This window comes from Bradyrhizobium lablabi (assembly GCF_018129385.1).
Classification (GTDB): Bacteria; Pseudomonadota; Alphaproteobacteria; order Rhizobiales; family Xanthobacteraceae; genus Bradyrhizobium; species Bradyrhizobium lablabi_C.
The window spans coordinates 45,917-61,004 of record NZ_JAFCLN010000026.1; the positions used below are offsets into that span (position 1 = coordinate 45,917).

Below are 15,088 nucleotides of genomic sequence, written 5' to 3' on the forward strand. Positions count from 1 at the left end.
TTTCAGGCCGTATCGCCCGTTGCCGGGCAGGGTCTCGCTGACGCGAACGCGGCCATAGCGTAGGGCAAGTTACGGCCGCTGCCAGTCAGTCAACTCATACGAGTGCTCGTCAAGGTGTTCGACCAGAAGCTTGCGATAGTGCGCCGCCATCTCGCGATAATGCTGCCTCGAGATGGGATCGGCCGCGCTGTCCGCGCGCTGTTCGAACATTTCGGCCTTCTGCCGGAGTACCGATGCTTCGGTCATTGGGTGATTCCTCTTTCGGGACTCACCTAAGGATTAGTCTTGGCAGAAGAACGGACGGCCGCTTCACGATCGGGTGACAGCGGCGCGTTGTCGCGTCTGTCCCGCCGTCGTTCGAATTCGCGAGCTATCTCAAGCACTTTGTTCCGTCGGGCAAATCAGCGAAAACCTGTCCAGCCCGCCGCGCAAAAATATTTCGCTTTTCAATTCTGAAAATCAGAAGTATTGGTGTTGCCGTCTCATTCCGATGAGGGGCGTCGGCCGTCGTCACCGAACGTTGGGATGAGGTGCGGTGGACGCTTTGGCGTGGTGAATTTCACCAGACGAAAACGTCGAGGCGTACGGCGAAGTCGTGTGGTTCTGGCGCCGCTATGCAGGCGCTAAGTCTTGCGGAGCTATCCGCAAGGCGACGGTGACAACAAAGCGCTCTCACCGGGAAGATCACGTATAAGCCGTAAAGCCATTGCGCAGGGGATGTCGGAGTGTTCTCCGCTCACCTGTATGCTCGTGTGCATTTTTTCGTTGCGCAAGCAGCGCACACGAGACCTCGGGTGCAGCGCGCACCCGGCATTCCCTGCGCCCTCTCTCGTTAGAGGCGCGATGAGATTGGAAAAGCTCGGATGCAAATCGCGTCGCGAGAACGCAAACACACATTCAGTCGTCATCCCCGCGTATGCGGGGATCCAGTATTCCAGAGGCCGCCGTGATAGAACCGAAAAGCCGCGGCGTACTGGACCCCCGCATGCGCGGGGGTGACGACCGGTGTTTGAGCCCAGGCCGGAACCTTGCCACCCCCGCCATCCCCCACCATATCTTGCATAAATATCAACCGGCTACCGCAATGGCTTGGCCATTCCGGCCCGATATGGTATCCGGCAGGGACCATCTTCCGACCGCCACCCAAGACCGCCCGCAGTCCCCTTAAGTGGCTGCGGCGGTGGAGATATTTCGCCGATGAGCTCTTCCGCCAAAACCGCGTCCGCGCCCGACTCGTTCTTCAGGGCCACCCTTGCCGAGGCCGACCCGGAAATCGCCGCCGCGATCAAGGGCGAACTCGGCCGGCAGCGCCATGAGATCGAGCTGATCGCCTCGGAAAACATCGTCAGCCGCGCCGTGCTGGAAGCGCAGGGCTCGGTGATGACCAACAAATATGCGGAAGGCTATCCGGGCGCGCGCTACTACGGCGGTTGCGAATGGGTCGACGTCGCCGAGACGCTGGCGATCGAGCGCGCGAAAAAGCTGTTCGGCGCGAACTTCGCCAACGTGCAGCCGAACTCCGGCAGCCAGATGAACCAGGCGGTGTTCCTGGCGCTGCTCCAGCCCGGCGACACCTTCATGGGCCTCGACCTGGCGGCCGGCGGCCATCTCACCCACGGCTCGCCCGTCAACATGTCCGGCAAGTGGTTCAAGGCCGCGCACTACACCGTGCGCCGTGAGGATCAGCTCATCGACATGGATGCGGTGGCGAAGCAGGCCGAGCAGGTGAAGCCGAAACTGATCATTGCCGGCGGCTCCGCCTATTCGCGCGCGTGGGACTTCAAGCGCTTCCGCGAGATCGCCGACAGCATCGGCGCTTATCTGATGGTGGACATGGCGCACTTCGCCGGTCTGGTTGCGGGCGGCGTGCATGCTTCGCCGGTGCCGTACGCGCATGTGACGACCACCACCACGCACAAATCGCTGCGCGGCCCGCGTGGCGGCCTGATGCTGTGGAACGACGAGGCGCTCACCAAGAAGCTGAACTCGGCGATCTTCCCGGGCCTCCAGGGCGGCCCGCTGATGCATGTCATCGCCGCCAAGGCGGTGGCGCTGGCCGAAGCGCTGCGTCCCGACTTCAAGATCTACGCCAAGAACGTCGTCGAAAACGCCAAGGCTCTGGCGGAAACGTTGCGCGGGCATGGCCTCGACATCGTCTCGGGTGGAACCGACAATCACCTGATGCTGGTCGACCTGCGGCCGAAGGGGCTGAAGGGCAACGTTTCGGAAAAGGCGCTGGTCCGCGCCGCCATCACCTGCAACAAGAACGGCATCCCGTTCGATCCGGAAACCCCGTTCGTCACCTCGGGCCTGCGTCTCGGCACCCCGGCGGCGACCACGCGCGGCTTCGGCGTTGCCGAGTTCAAGCAGGTCGGAGGTATGATCGCCGAAGTCCTGAACGCGCTGGCGCAGTCGTCGGACGGCAAGGCGCCGCTGGTGGAAGCTGCGATCAAGGAACGGGTCAAAGCGCTCACCGATCGCTTCCCGATCTACACTTAAGGTCCTCGCCGGATGCGCTGTCCAAGCTGCAACAGTCTCGATACGCAGGTAAAGGACTCGCGTCCGACCGAGGATTCCGCCGTGATCCGGCGGCGGCGGGTGTGCATCGCCTGCAATTTCCGCTTCACCACCTTCGAGCGGGTGCAGCTCCGCGAACTCACCGTCATCAAGCGCAACGGCCGCCGCGTGCCGTTCGACCGCGACAAGCTGGTGCGCTCGCTGCAAATCTCCTTGCGCAAGCGCCCCGTGGATGCCGAGCGGCTGGAGAAGATGGTGTCCGCGATCGTGCGCGAGCTCGAAAGCGGCGGCGAGGCGGAGGTCTCGTCGGAGGCGATCGGCGAGATCGTGATGGAGCATCTGCGCCAGCTCGACGACGTCGCCTATGTCCGCTTCGCCTCGGTCTACCGCAATTTCCGCGAGGCCAAGGATTTTGAAGCCGTGCTGGGCGAACTCTCCAGTGAAGAGGACGCGCGGCTCGCCACGATACGCAAATGATCTTCCGGATCCTGGAAGACCAGTTCGCGCAGAAATCCAAAGAAGCGAAAGCCGCGGACCGGCGTTTCATGGAGCTTGCGCTTACGCTCGGCCGCCGCGGGCAGGGCCGCACCTGGCCCAACCCCGCCGTCGGCGCGGTGGTGGTGAAAGATGGCATCATCGTCGGCCGCGGCTGGACCCAGCCCGGCGGCCGCCCGCATGCCGAGCCGGAAGCCCTACGGCGCGCCGGCGAGGCGGCGAGGGGCGCCACGCTCTACGTGACGCTGGAGCCATGCTCGCATTTCGGCAAATCGCCGCCTTGCGTCGATGCGGTGATTGCATCCGGCATTGCCCGCGTCGTCTCCGCAATCGAGGACCCCAATCCGGAGGTCGCAGGCCAAGGCCACGCCAGACTCCGCGCCGCTGGCATCGCCGTGGATATCGGCCTCTGCGCCGCGGAAGCCGCCCACGACCATGCCGGCCATTTCCGCCGCATCCGCGACAAGCGCCCGCACGTCATCCTCAAGCTGGCGGTCTCCGCCGACGACAAGATCGCCGCCGCCGGCCACAGGCCGGTCGCGATCACGGGCGAGGCGGCGAAGACGCGCGTTCATCTCCTGCGCGCGCAGTGCGATGCCATCCTCGTCGGCATCGGCACCGTGCTGGCCGACGATCCCATGCTGACCTGCCGCCTGCCGGGCATGGAGTCCCGCTCGCCGGTGCGGGTGGTGCTGGACCGCAGCTTGCGCATTCCCGGCACCGGCAAACTCGTGCATTCCGCCCGCCAGACGCCGCTCTGGGTGATCGCGTCGGAAACCGCCGAAGCGCCCGCCGCGATGAAGCTCGGCGCCGCCGGCGCGCAGGTGATCCGTATCGCCCCTACAACGGCGGGGCTTGATCTGCCCGCCGTGCTGCATGCGCTGGCGGAAAAAGGCATCACGCGGCTGATGGTCGAAGGCGGTGCACGAGTGGCGTCGTCGTTCATTTCGGCTGATCTGGTCGACGAAATCTGGCTGCTGCGCGGACCCGATACCGTCGGCGCCGACGGCGTTCCCGCGCTGAACGCATTGCCGCTCGCCGCAATCACGCAGTCGCCCGCGTTCAAGGTCCGTGCTAGCGAGACGCTCGGAAAAGACTCCCTTACTGCTTATGAGCGTGCCTGATGTTCACGGGTATTGTCACCGATGTCGGCGAGATCGCCAGCCTGAAGCCAGTGGCGCAGGGGCAGTTGCACCGCATGCGCATCGCCTGCCGCTATGACCAGTCAACCATCGCCGATGGCGCCTCGATCGCCTGCAACGGCGTGTGCCTCACGGTGGTCGCCTCGGGCGTCGACGGCGGCAAGACCTGGTTCGACGTCGATGCCGCAGCCGAGGCGCTGGGCATGACCACGGCAAAGCACTGGGCAACCGGAACCAAACTCAATCTCGAGCGCGCGCTGAAAATCGGCGATGAACTCGGCGGCCACATCGTGGCCGGCCATGCCGACGGCATCGCGACCATCGAAAAGCGCGACGATCTGCCCGATATGGCCCGCTTCGAGCTGCGAACCACGCGGGAGCTCGCGCGTTTCATCGCGGCAAAGGGTTCCGTGACGCTGGATGGCGTCTCGCTGACGGTCAACACCGTGCAGGACGTGACATTTTCGGTGCTGATCATCCCGCACACGCTCAATGTCACCACGCTCGGCGCATGGCGCGCCGGCAGCGAGGTCAATATCGAAGTCGATCTGATGGCGCGCTATGCGGCGCGGCTGTCGGAAATGAAGTGACGGCGACCCTTGGCATTGCAGGCCGTCGCGCCTACAACGCCGCCAACCCCTCATGGTGAGGAGGCGCGCAGCGCCGTCTCGAACCATGAAGGTCCGAAAAACAAGTCATCCTTCGAGACGCGGCCGAAGGCCGCTCCTCAGGATGAGGACCGAGCGAGTGGAAAGAGCTTATGGCAGACGCGCGGCGCGCACCCCTGAAAGACACGACCGACATCGCGGGCGCACGCGCGCTGATCGTCGAGGCGCGGTTCTATGACGACATCCAGGACGCGATGCTGGAAGGCGCGCTGGCCGAGCTCAAGGCGGCCGGCGTCTCCCACGACGTCATTACGGTAACCGGCTCGCTGGAAATCCCGGCTGCAATCGCGATCGCGCTCGATGCCGCCGAGAAGACCGGAAAGCCCTATGACGCCGTGATCGCGCTCGGCTGCGTCATCCGCGGCGACACCATTCATTTCGAGATCGTCTCGATCGAATCCTCGCGCGCGCTGATGGATCTGGCGGTGGCGCGAAAGTTTCCGCTCGGCAACGGCATCATCACCGTCAACACGGAGGAACAAGCCTGGGCGAGGGCGCGCGCTTCTGAGCTCAACAAGGGCGGCGATGCCGCGCGCGCGGCGCTTGCGATGTTGCGCATCAAACGCCGTCTGGCAAAATCCTGACCATGGCCGAAAGCAGCAAAAAACCGGCAGAGAGGAAGGCCAACCGGCGCGGTGCGGCCCGGCTCGCCGCCGTGCAGGCACTCTACCAGATGGATATCGCTGGCGCCGGCATCAACGACGTGTTCGCCGAGTTCGAGAGCCACTGGATCGGCAACGAGGTGGAGGGCGAAAAATACCTGCCGGCGGAAGCTGCCTTCTTCCGCGACATCGTCTCCGGCGTGGTGCGCGATCAGGCCAGGCTCGATCCCCTGATCGACGATGCCCTGTCAAAGGGCTGGCCGCTGAAGCGCATCGACGCGATCCTGCGCGCCGTGCTGCGCGCCGGCTCCTACGAGCTGGAACACCGCAAGGACGTGCCCGGCCGCGTCGTCGTTTCCGAATATGTCGACGTCGCGCATGCCTTCGTCGAAAAGGACGAAACCGGCATGGTCAACGCCGTGCTCGACCAGATCGCACGCCAGTTCCGCGCCGACGAGTTTGTGCGGTAGGTGGAGGTAAGCGGAAGATGATTCCGGCCGTAGCCGTCATCCTGAGGTGCCGTAGCGAAGCGAAGGCCTCGAAGGACGACGGCGTGGCGCGGCCGCCGCAGCATCCGGGCCGTCCATCCTTTGAGGCTCGCAAGAGCTCGCACCTCAGGATGACGGGATGACCAGCGGAAACCCGAACCCGTCCGGTGAAGACTCGCTGATCGCGCGCTACTTCAAGCCGATCGCGACCGATGCCGGCGCGTTCAGCCTCGATGACGATGCGGCCGCGCTGAGGGCGCAGGGCGAGGACATCGTGGTCACGACGGATGCCATCGTCGAGGGCGTGCACTACTTGCCGAATGATCCGCCCGACACCATCGCGCGCAAGGCGCTGCGCGTGAACCTGTCCGATCTCGCTGCCAAGGGCGCAACGCCGGCCGGCTTCGTGATGACGCTGGCATTGCGGACGGCCGACGACACCTGGCTGAAGCCGTTCGCGCAGGCGCTGGGCGAGGATGCTGCTCTGTTCGGTTGCCCGCTGCTGGGCGGCGACACCGTCTCCACACCGGGTCCGATGACGATCTCGATCACCGCGCTCGGGCGGGTGCCGACCGGCAAGATGGTTCATCGCTCCGGCGCCAAGCCGGGCGACCGGGTCGTTGTGACCGGAACGATCGGCGACGGCGTGCTCGGCCTCGATATCCTCAATGGCGGTGCTGCAGCCAAAGCGCTCGCTGCCGATGCGGCAGCGCGAGAGATGCTCACCGGCCGTTACCGCGTGCCGCGGCCGCGCAATGCGCTTGCCGTCGCGGTGCGCGATCACGCCAGCGCGGCGATGGACGTCTCCGACGGCCTCGCCGGCGATCTGACAAAACTCTGCGCCGCCTCCGGCGTCTCTGCCGCGATCGACGCATCCAGCATTCCGCTATCGCCCGTCGCTACCGCGCTGTTCGGGCAGGGCGTCGCAAAGCTCGAGACATTGATCTCCGGCGGCGACGATTACGAAATCCTCTGCACCATTCCTGAAGACCGCTTCGAAACCTTCGCGGCGGCCGCCCGGCAGGCCGGCGTGGCCGTGGCCTCGATCGGCGCGATCATCGCCGGCACCAACGTGCCCTCGTTTCTCGACGCGCAGGGCAGGGAACTTGTGCTGACCCGCCGCTCCTGGAGCCATTTTTGAGAATCTGATGAAAACCACGCTTCCGGGCGTAAATAGCTGCCGAAATCGACGGTTTTTCCCCTTGGCGGCGTTGCGCCGGGGGTGCGATTTTGGCATGGTCCCGGCCGATTTGAGGCCGCCCTATTGGGCAGGGAAGGCCTCCTTTTTATGCGCCCGCCGCGTCCGCGGCGCCGGCGTGGGGATGACACCAGGGATCTGAGGCACATTCAATGACAGCACTATGGATGATCGTGCTCTGCGGAGTACTTTCGATCGTTTACGCCATCTGGGCGACGGCTTCCGTTCTGAAGGCTGACGCCGGCAATCCGCGGATGCAGGAAATCGCCGCTGCGGTGCGCGAGGGCGCGCAGGCCTATCTGCGCCGCCAGTACACCACGATCGGCATCGTCGGCGTCGTGATCTTCGCGCTGCTGGCCTACTTCCTCGGCATGCTGGTGGCGATCGGCTTTGCGATCGGCGCGATCCTGTCGGGTGCTGCCGGCTTCATCGGCATGAACGTCTCGGTCCGCGCCAACGTCCGCACCGCGCAGGCGGCGACGACGTCGCTGGCGGGCGGACTTGAGCTCGCCTTCAAGGCCGGTGCGATCACAGGTCTTCTGGTGGCCGGCCTCGCGCTGCTCGGCGTCACCATCTACTTCGCCTATCTCACCCAGGTCATGGGCTTGAAGGCCAACGACCGCGTCGTGGTCGACGCGCTGGTCGCGCTCGGCTTCGGTGCTTCGCTGATCTCGATCTTCGCCCGTCTCGGCGGCGGCATCTTCACCAAGGGTGCGGACGTCGGCGGCGACCTCGTCGGCAAGGTCGAGGCCGGCATTCCCGAGGACGATCCGCGCAACCCGGCGACCATCGCCGACAACGTCGGCGACAACGTCGGTGACTGCGCCGGTATGGCCGCCGACCTGTTCGAGACCTATGCGGTGACGGCGGTCGCCACCATGGTGCTTGCCGCGATCTTCTTTGCGACTTCGCCGCTGCTGGTGAACATGATGACCCTGCCGCTCGCCATCGGCGGCATCTGCATCATCACCTCGATCATCGGCACCTTCTTCGTCAAGCTCGGCGCCAGCCAGTCGATCATGGGCGCACTGTACAAGGGCCTGATCGCGACCGGCATCCTGTCGCTCGCAGGCCTTGCCCTCGTGATCTACTACCTTGTCGGCTTCGGTCCGCTCGCGGGCGTGCCGTACACGGGTCTGGCGCTGTTCCAATGCGGCGTCGTCGGCCTCGTCGTCACTGCGCTGATCATCTGGATCACCGAATACTACACCGGCACGGACTATCGTCCGGTGAAGTCGATCGCGGCCGCATCGGTCACCGGCCACGGCACCAACGTGATCCAGGGTCTGGCGATCTCGATGGAAGCGACCGCAGGTCCCGCGATCGTGATCATCGCCGGCATTCTCGTCACCTACAGCCTTGCCGGCCTGTTCGGCATCGCGATCGCGACCGCCACCATGCTGGCGCTGGCCGGCATGATCGTCGCGCTCGACGCGTTCGGCCCGGTCACCGACAACGCCGGCGGCATCGCCGAAATGGCCGGCCTGCCGAAGGAAGTCCGCAAGTCGACCGACGCGCTGGACGCGGTCGGCAATACCACCAAGGCGGTCACCAAGGGCTATGCGATCGGCTCGGCCGGTCTCGGCGCGCTGGTGCTGTTTGCGGCCTACAATGAAGATCTCAAGTTCTTCATCGCCAGCAAGAACGCCTACTTCGCCGGCGTCGCTCCGGACTTCTCGCTCAACAATCCCTACGTCGTGGTGGGCCTCTTGTTCGGCGGCTTGCTGCCGTATCTGTTCGGCGCGATGGGCATGACCGCGGTGGGCCGTGCGGCCGGTGCGATCGTCGAAGAGGTGCGCCGCCAGTTCCGCGAAAAGCCGGGCATCATGCAGGGCACCGACAAGCCGGACTACGGCAAGGCGGTCGACCTCCTGACCAAGGCGGCGATCAAGGAAATGATCATTCCGTCGCTGCTGCCGGTGCTCTCGCCGATCGTGGTCTACTTCCTGATCTACGCGATCGCAGGCGGCGGCGCGGCCGGCAAGTCGGCGGCGTTCTCGGCCGTCGGCGCCATGCTGCTCGGCGTGATCGTCACCGGTCTGTTCGTCGCCATCTCGATGACCTCGGGCGGCGGCGCCTGGGACAACGCCAAGAAGTACATCGAGGACGGCCACTACGGCGGCAAGGGCTCGGATGCCCACAAGTCGGCCGTGACCGGCGACACCGTCGGCGATCCCTACAAGGACACGGCCGGCCCCGCGGTCAACCCGATGATCAAGATCACCAACATCGTGGCGCTGCTGCTGCTCGCGATCCTCGCGCACTGAGCACGGCTACATCGCAAAAGAAGAACCCCGCGGCTCGCGCCGCGGGGTTCTTGTTTGGCGGAACGGAGAGACGCCGCCGCCTCAGTTCACATCCATCTGCAAGCCTTCGCGCTTGATGATCTCGCCGAACTTCGCGGTCTCGGCAGTGATGAAATCGGAAAACTGCTGCGGCGTGCCGTAGTCGGTGCGGGCGCCCATCGCGGCAATGTTCTTTTTGGTGTCCTCGCGCTCCAAAAACACCTTGATCTCCTTGTTGAGCGCATCGATCACGGGAGCGGGCGCCGCCTTCGGCAGGAAAATGCCGAACCATGAGGAGACGTCGAATTTCGCCAGCTCCGGTGCACCGTCCCGCATGGTCGGAAGGTTGGGGGCTGAGGCGCTGCGCTCCGGGGTCGTGACGCAAAGGCCGGTGAGCTTGCCGGCCTCGACCTGCGGCAGCGTGGGATACAAATTGTCAAACAGGATCTGGATGTCGCCGGCGAGCGCCGCCTGCAATGCGGGGCCCGCGCCGCGGAACGGCACGTGCTGCATCTTCAAGCCGGTCAACTGTAGGAACCATGCGGCCGTGAGGTGAGGGCTCTGCCCGACGCCGGAGGAGGCATAGTTCAGCTTGTCCGGATTGGCCTTGATGAACGCGATCAACTCGGGAATCGACTTGATCCCGGTCGAAGGATGGGACGAGACGATGTTCGGAATCCGGATCAGATTGCTGACCGGCTGGAGCTGATCGGACTTGTAGGTCAGGTTGCGGAAGATGCTGTAGGCGATGGCGTTGGGGCCGGGGTTGCCGACCAGGATGGTGTGGCCGTCGCCCTTGTTGCGCACGACTTCAGCCGTCCCGATCGTGCCGCCGCCACCCGAGCGGTTCTCCACGATGGCCGACTGGCCCCACGCAGTCTGTAGATGTGCGGCCAGCATGCGGCCCATCACGTCGGTGCTGCCGCCGGCGGCGGCCGGAACGATCAGTCGAACGGTTTCGGTCGGCCGCCAGTCTCCGGCGCCGAGACTCGCACGCGGAAGGATGGCGGCGGTCGAGAGCGCGGCGGCTCCGGTCAGTATGCGTCGGCGCGAAAAGGATTTGGTAGTCAACGTCTTCTCTCCCTGCTGGTTATTGCTTTGACGGCGAGCGTAGGGAGTACGGAACAGTCCGGCAAGCGGCGCCTTGGCGCAGGGGTTCATCCCTTCGGCGAGGCAGGGCGCCGATGGGTCTGACCGCAATACGGAATTATCAGTTGAAGCTGAGCAGCTTGAACAGCGGTGTCAGATAGCTGAGTTCCTGGCCCGACGTCGGCGTCGTACGGCTGATGAAGTCGAAGATCCTGCCGTCCTTCAGGCCGTAATTGGCGAGCCGCTGCACCTGGCGATTCCTGTCGAAATAGATCGCGATCACCCGCTGGTCGACGACCTGCTGGTTCATGAACGCGACCTTCCGCTCCGTTCGCTGCGAGATGTAGTAAAACACCTCGCCGTTGAGCGTAGCGACGGTGGAAGGCGTGCCCATCACGATCAGCACCTGGTCCTGGCTGGCGCCGATCGGAATCTGCTCGAGCGCGCCCGGCGGCAGGATATAGCCCTTCTGGAATTGCTCGCCGGCGCACGCGCCCAGCGCGAGGCAAACGGCGGCAACGGCCGTAACTGCGCGCCAGCGTGCCAACATACCGCGCAGCGGGGCCGCGCTCATTCCTGTCTGGCCGAATTCGATCATATGTGGAACTGATCCGTCCCCTTGCGCACGGCGAGGCGTTGACGTACCGGGCAGCGCATCCGATTGCAACAGGCGCGGGCCGGTCGGGCTCGCATGCGGAACCCACGATGCTTTGGCCGTTTAATCACTTCAGGAAACCCCAGGTCGCCCCGCGCGGCACCATTGAAGCCATCTATGGCATGATCGTGACGCAAGCGCGAGAACCGTTGTTTTACCGGGACTTGGGCGTCCCTGACACGGTTAATGGGCGTTTTGATCTGCTGCTGCTGCATTTATGGCTGATGTTGCGGCGGCTGAAATCGGTTGAGGCCGGAACGGGCCTATCTCAGGCGCTGTTCGACCATTTTTGCGAGGACATGGACGACAATTTGCGGGAAATGGGCGTGGGCGATCTCGCAGTGCCCAAGCGCATGCGGGCTTTCGGCGAGGCCTTCTACGGCCGGTCGGTGGCCTATGACATGGCGCTGACGGAGGGCCGCGAGGCGTTCGCGCAGGCGCTCTGCAAGAACGTCCTGGACGGCGAGAAGATTGAAAAGGCGCGCGCGCTCGCCGCCTATGCCGAAACCGCCATGGCCGCGTTGGCGGCATCGAGCGAGGCGGCGTTGCGCGACGGCAGCTTCAGATTTCCCTTGTCGGAAAAGGCGAGGGCAGAACCATGAACAAGCCCGACCCCAAGTCTGATCCCTGGCGCGTCCCGGTGGCCGTGCTTCAGATACCGGAGGACGGCTTGCATCGCGAGCTCGATGCAGACGAGGCTGTGCGCAAGGCCATGGCCGATGTCGCAGGGCTGCGCGAGGTGCTGTCGGCGCATGCATCGTTCGACGTGAGGCCGATGAGCGGCGGCCGTTTCCACCTCGCAGGAAGTGTTCGGGCGCGCGTCGGCCAGACCTGCGTGGTGACGCTCGATCCCATCGAGAACGATATCGACGAGCCGATTGACCTGATCTTCGCGCCGCCGGAGCAAATCCCGCAACTGGCCGACCTCGTCGATGACGCGAATGAAAGCGTCGCGGAAACGCCCGACCCGCCGGAGCCGATCGTCAACGGCGTCATCGATCTCGGCCGGGTTGCCACCGACGCGCTGTTTCTCGCTATCGATCCCTATCCACGCAAGGCCGACGCCGTATTCGATCACGAGAACACGCCGCCTGATCCGAAAGATCATCCCTTCGCCGCGCTAAAAGCGCTGAAGGCGAAGCCGCGCAAAGCTCCCAAAAAGAAATAGCGCACCGCCGGCATGGCCGAACTCACGTCCCAAGCGAAGCGGCTTGCGCGAGAATTCAATCATTGCTTATAATGGATTGATTTTGCTTGATTTATTTTCGTGTGGCGAATTCGTCCGCGGCGGCCGGTTCCCGGACATCAACGGGTTGTTTCGGAGCCCGGAAACGTTATTGTCGCCGCCCGCCGGGGTGCGACATTTGCGACGGCTTTGAGTTACGCGGCCGAACACGTTGGACACGAGGAATCAGGTTTCCGGGATGCCGCAAAAGGTTCGAATCGCGCTTGACGCCATGGGTGGCGATGTAGGCGCATCGGTGGTCATTCCCGGCGCCGCCACCGCATTGATCCGGCATCCCGACACTGAATTCCTGTTATTCGGCGACCGCGCCAGGATCGATCCTGAACTGGAAAAGCATCCCAAGCTGAAGGCGGCCTCCCGCGTCATCCACACGGATGTTGCCGTCAGCATGCATGACAAGCCGAGCCAGGCGCTGCGCCGCGGCCGCAAGACTTCGTCGATGTGGCTGGCGATCGAAGCGGTGAAGAAGGGCGAGGCAGACGTTGCGGTCTCGGCCGGCAACACCGGCGCACTGATGGCGATGGCGCGGTTCTGCCTGCGCACGGTGCCCGGAATCGACCGTCCGGCGATTGCCGCGGTATTGCCGACGAAGCGGGGCGATTCCGTCGTGCTGGATCTCGGCGCCACCATCGGCGGCGATGCGCAGCATCTGGTGCAAATGGCTGTCATGGGCAGCGCGATGGCGAGCGTGCTGTTCGACCTCCAGCGGCCCACGGTCGGCTTCCTCAATATCGGGGTCGAGGAGATCAAGGGCCACGAGGAGATTCGCGAGGCGGCCGAATTGCTGCGCGCAATGAACCTGCCCCAGCTCGAATATGTCGGCTTTGTCGAGGGCGACGGCATCAGCAAGGGCGCGGCCGATGTCGTCGTATCAGAGGGATTTTCCGGCAATATCGCGCTCAAGGTTGCCGAGGGCACGGCGCGCCAGATCGGCGACTTCCTCCGCACCGAAATATCGAAGTCCTGGATGGCCAAAATCGGCTATTTGTTCGCCCGTGGCGCCTTCAGGGCGTTGCGCGACAAGCTGGACCCCAACAAGCTCAATGGCGGCGTTTTGCTCGGCCTGACCGGCATGGTGGTCAAGAGCCACGGCGGAACCGACGCCGAAGGCTTTGCCTATGCGATCAATGTTGGCTATGAGACGGCCCGCAACGATCTCCTCACCAAGATCAATGGGATGCTCAATCGCGACGGCGGCGCGCTGGCCAGGGCGCAGACCGCACAGGAGGCTGTTTCGTGACTGCAATACGTTCGGTCGTGCTCGGCTGCGGCTCGTACCTGCCGCAGAAGGTGCTGACCAATGCCGAACTGGCGGCACGAGTTGACACCTCCGACGAATGGATCACACAGCGCACCGGTATCCGTCAGCGTCACATCGCAGCCGACGGGGAATTTACCTCGCATCTCGGGATCGCCGCCGCGAAGGCCGCGCTGGCCGACGCCGGCATCGACGCCCAGTCGATCGACCTGATCGTGCTCGCGACGTCGACGCCGGACAACACCTTTCCGGCAACCGCGGTCGCGGTGCAGAACGGGCTCGGCATCAACCATGGCGCGGCCTTCGACCTTCAGGCGGTGTGCTCCGGCTTCGTGTTCGCGCTCGCCACGGCCGACAATTTCCTGCGCAGCGGCGCCTTCAAGCGGGCGCTGGTGATTGGCGCCGAGACGTTTTCGCGGATTCTGGACTGGAATGATCGCGGCACTTGCGTGCTGTTCGGCGACGGCGCCGGCGCCGTCGTGCTCGAGGCACAGGAACAACCGGGCAATGTCGCCTCCGACCGCGGCGTGCTGACGACCCATCTGCGCTCCGACGGCCGCCACCAGTCGAAATTATATGTCGATGGCGGCCCGTCCTCGACCCAGACCGTCGGGCATCTGCGGATGGAAGGCCGGGAAGTGTTCAAGCATGCGGTCGGCATGATCACCGACGTGATCGTCGATGCGTTCAATGCGACCGGCGCGACCGCCGATGCCATCGACTGGTTCATCCCGCACCAGGCCAACAAGCGAATCATCGATGCTTCAGCCCACAAGCTTCATATTGCGCCGCAGAAAGTCGTGCTGACCGTCGATCGGCATGGCAATACGTCGGCGGCCTCGATTCCGTTGGCGCTGTGCGTCGCGGTCAGGGACGGGCGCGTCAAGAAGGGCGATCTCGTGCTGTTCGAAGCCATGGGCGGCGGCTTCACCTGGGGCTCGGCACTCGTGCGCTGGTGAAGCGCGCCTCCAAAAATCCATAAAGTTTGCACCGTTCTTTCATGCGCTTGCATGATGCTCGCTGTTGACCATTGTTGGCTAACCTCCTAATTTCAGGGAATAAATTTGTTCGCCGAGAGTGCGGGGCAGGCGATGACCGGAACTGGGAAAACAGTCACACGCGTGGATTTATGCGAGGCGGTCTACCAGAAGGTAGGCCTGTCGCGGACCGAGTCGTCCGCGTTCGTTGAGCTGGTATTGAAGGAAATCACCGATTGTCTTGAGAAAGGCGAAACGGTGAAGCTGTCGTCGTTCGGCTCCTTCATGGTGCGCAAGAAGGGGCAGCGTATCGGACGCAATCCGAAGACCGGTACCGAAGTGCCGATCTCGCCGCGTCGGGTTATGGTGTTCAAGCCGTCGGCGATTCTCAAGCAGCGCATCAACGGCCATGCGCCCGTCAACGGCGCCGGCAAGGAAGAATGAACGGCTCGACATCGGGCTGAAAGG

Annotated in this window: 16 protein-coding genes; 13 read left to right on the forward strand and 3 right to left on the reverse strand. The window is 64.3% G+C overall.

Annotated elements, in window-relative coordinates; genetic code table 11:
• Window positions 1-69: 69 nt before the first annotated feature.
• Entirely contained in the window at window positions 70-246 is a 177-nt protein-coding gene (locus JQ628_RS31540) for a hypothetical protein (protein WP_212229691.1), read from the reverse strand.
• Window positions 247-1,197: 951 nt separating this feature from the next.
• Between JQ628_RS31540 and glyA the strand changes: the two genes are divergently transcribed.
• From glyA to JQ628_RS31580, 8 genes are all read left to right on the forward strand, one after another.
• Window positions 1,198-2,499 carry a serine hydroxymethyltransferase gene (gene glyA / locus JQ628_RS31545; RefSeq protein WP_212229693.1) on the forward strand — a complete coding sequence of 434 codons (1,302 nt, stop codon included), beginning with the start codon at window positions 1,198-1,200 and terminating at the stop codon, window positions 2,497-2,499.
• Window positions 2,500-2,511: 12 nt separating this feature from the next.
• Entirely contained in the window at window positions 2,512-2,994 is a 483-nt protein-coding gene (nrdR, locus tag JQ628_RS31550; protein ID WP_212229695.1) for a transcriptional regulator NrdR, read from the forward strand.
• Window positions 2,991-4,136 carry a bifunctional diaminohydroxyphosphoribosylaminopyrimidine deaminase/5-amino-6-(5-phosphoribosylamino)uracil reductase RibD gene (gene ribD / locus JQ628_RS31555; protein WP_212229698.1) on the forward strand — a complete coding sequence of 382 codons (1,146 nt, stop codon included), beginning with the start codon at window positions 2,991-2,993 and terminating at the stop codon, window positions 4,134-4,136. Before nrdR ends, ribD begins: the two co-directional genes overlap by 4 nt.
• Entirely contained in the window at window positions 4,136-4,744 is a 609-nt protein-coding gene (locus JQ628_RS31560; protein ID WP_212229699.1) for a riboflavin synthase, read from the forward strand. Before ribD ends, JQ628_RS31560 begins: the two co-directional genes overlap by 1 nt.
• Window positions 4,745-4,914: 170 nt before the next feature.
• A complete protein-coding gene (ribH, locus tag JQ628_RS31565; protein WP_212229701.1) occupies window positions 4,915-5,406 on the forward strand; it encodes a 6,7-dimethyl-8-ribityllumazine synthase in 492 nt (163 codons plus the stop codon).
• A 2-nt stretch (window positions 5,407-5,408) separates the two neighbouring features.
• The gene (gene nusB, locus JQ628_RS31570) at window positions 5,409-5,894 is read left to right on the forward strand and encodes a transcription antitermination factor NusB (RefSeq protein WP_212229703.1); all 486 of its coding nucleotides are present in this window, start codon (window positions 5,409-5,411) and stop codon (window positions 5,892-5,894) included.
• Window positions 5,895-6,051: 157 nt separating this feature from the next.
• The gene (gene thiL / locus JQ628_RS31575; protein ID WP_212229705.1) at window positions 6,052-7,053 is read left to right on the forward strand and encodes a thiamine-phosphate kinase; all 1,002 of its coding nucleotides are present in this window, start codon (window positions 6,052-6,054) and stop codon (window positions 7,051-7,053) included.
• A 209-nt stretch (window positions 7,054-7,262) separates the two neighbouring features.
• Window positions 7,263-9,377, forward strand: coding sequence for a sodium-translocating pyrophosphatase (locus JQ628_RS31580; RefSeq protein WP_212229707.1), 2,115 nt, complete (start codon window positions 7,263-7,265; stop codon window positions 9,375-9,377).
• An 81-nt stretch (window positions 9,378-9,458) separates the two neighbouring features.
• Here the strand turns inward: JQ628_RS31580 and JQ628_RS31585 are convergent, their stop codons facing one another.
• Together JQ628_RS31585 and JQ628_RS31590 are read right to left on the reverse strand one after the other, a co-directional pair.
• Window positions 9,459-10,466 (reverse strand): Bug family tripartite tricarboxylate transporter substrate binding protein, encoded by a 1,008-nt coding sequence (locus tag JQ628_RS31585; RefSeq protein WP_249128653.1) that lies wholly within the window; start codon window positions 10,464-10,466, stop codon window positions 9,459-9,461.
• 139 nt (window positions 10,467-10,605) lie between these two features.
• A complete protein-coding gene (locus tag JQ628_RS31590; RefSeq protein WP_249128655.1) occupies window positions 10,606-11,058 on the reverse strand; it encodes an outer membrane protein assembly factor BamE in 453 nt (150 codons plus the stop codon).
• Between the two features lie 131 nt (window positions 11,059-11,189).
• Between JQ628_RS31590 and JQ628_RS31595 the strand changes: the two genes are divergently transcribed.
• From JQ628_RS31595 to JQ628_RS31615, 5 genes are all read left to right on the forward strand, one after another.
• Window positions 11,190-11,741, forward strand: coding sequence for a ubiquinol-cytochrome C chaperone family protein (locus tag JQ628_RS31595; RefSeq protein WP_212229720.1), 552 nt, complete (start codon window positions 11,190-11,192; stop codon window positions 11,739-11,741).
• A complete protein-coding gene (locus tag JQ628_RS31600; protein WP_212229722.1) occupies window positions 11,738-12,307 on the forward strand; it encodes a YceD family protein in 570 nt (189 codons plus the stop codon). Before JQ628_RS31595 ends, JQ628_RS31600 begins: the two co-directional genes overlap by 4 nt.
• Window positions 12,308-12,563: 256 nt before the next feature.
• Entirely contained in the window at window positions 12,564-13,625 is a 1,062-nt protein-coding gene (plsX, locus tag JQ628_RS31605; RefSeq protein ID WP_212229724.1) for a phosphate acyltransferase PlsX, read from the forward strand.
• Window positions 13,622-14,602, forward strand: a complete 981-nt coding sequence (locus tag JQ628_RS31610) for a beta-ketoacyl-ACP synthase III (RefSeq protein ID WP_212229726.1) — start codon at window positions 13,622-13,624, stop codon at window positions 14,600-14,602. Before plsX ends, JQ628_RS31610 begins: the two co-directional genes overlap by 4 nt.
• 132 nt (window positions 14,603-14,734) lie before the next feature.
• Window positions 14,735-15,064, forward strand: coding sequence for an integration host factor subunit alpha (locus tag JQ628_RS31615; protein ID WP_212229746.1), 330 nt, complete (start codon window positions 14,735-14,737; stop codon window positions 15,062-15,064).
• Window positions 15,065-15,088 lie beyond the last annotated feature (24 nt).

Excerpts from the sequence above, each read along its gene's own strand:
- thiL (WP_212229705.1), top strand. The coding sequence starts at position 6,052 with ATGACCAGCGGAAACCCGAACCCGTCCGGTGAAGACTCGCTGATCGCG.
- nusB (WP_212229703.1), top strand. The coding sequence starts at position 5,409 with ATGGCCGAAAGCAGCAAAAAACCGGCAGAGAGGAAGGCCAACCGGCGC.
- glyA (WP_212229693.1), top strand. The coding sequence starts at position 1,198 with ATGAGCTCTTCCGCCAAAACCGCGTCCGCGCCCGACTCGTTCTTCAGG.
- JQ628_RS31590 (WP_249128655.1), bottom strand. The coding sequence starts at position 11,058 with ATGAGCGCGGCCCCGCTGCGCGGTATGTTGGCACGCTGGCGCGCAGTT.
- JQ628_RS31580 (WP_212229707.1), top strand. The coding sequence starts at position 7,263 with ATGACAGCACTATGGATGATCGTGCTCTGCGGAGTACTTTCGATCGTT.
- JQ628_RS31600 (WP_212229722.1), top strand. The coding sequence starts at position 11,738 with ATGAACAAGCCCGACCCCAAGTCTGATCCCTGGCGCGTCCCGGTGGCC.
- JQ628_RS31615 (WP_212229746.1), top strand. The coding sequence starts at position 14,735 with ATGACCGGAACTGGGAAAACAGTCACACGCGTGGATTTATGCGAGGCG.
- JQ628_RS31595 (WP_212229720.1), top strand. The coding sequence starts at position 11,190 with ATGCTTTGGCCGTTTAATCACTTCAGGAAACCCCAGGTCGCCCCGCGC.
- JQ628_RS31540 (WP_212229691.1), bottom strand. The coding sequence starts at position 246 with ATGACCGAAGCATCGGTACTCCGGCAGAAGGCCGAAATGTTCGAACAG.
- JQ628_RS31560 (WP_212229699.1), top strand. The coding sequence starts at position 4,136 with ATGTTCACGGGTATTGTCACCGATGTCGGCGAGATCGCCAGCCTGAAG.
- plsX (WP_212229724.1), top strand. The coding sequence starts at position 12,564 with ATGCCGCAAAAGGTTCGAATCGCGCTTGACGCCATGGGTGGCGATGTA.
- ribH (WP_212229701.1), top strand. The coding sequence starts at position 4,915 with ATGGCAGACGCGCGGCGCGCACCCCTGAAAGACACGACCGACATCGCG.
- nrdR (WP_212229695.1), top strand. The coding sequence starts at position 2,512 with ATGCGCTGTCCAAGCTGCAACAGTCTCGATACGCAGGTAAAGGACTCG.
- ribD (WP_212229698.1), top strand. The coding sequence starts at position 2,991 with ATGATCTTCCGGATCCTGGAAGACCAGTTCGCGCAGAAATCCAAAGAA.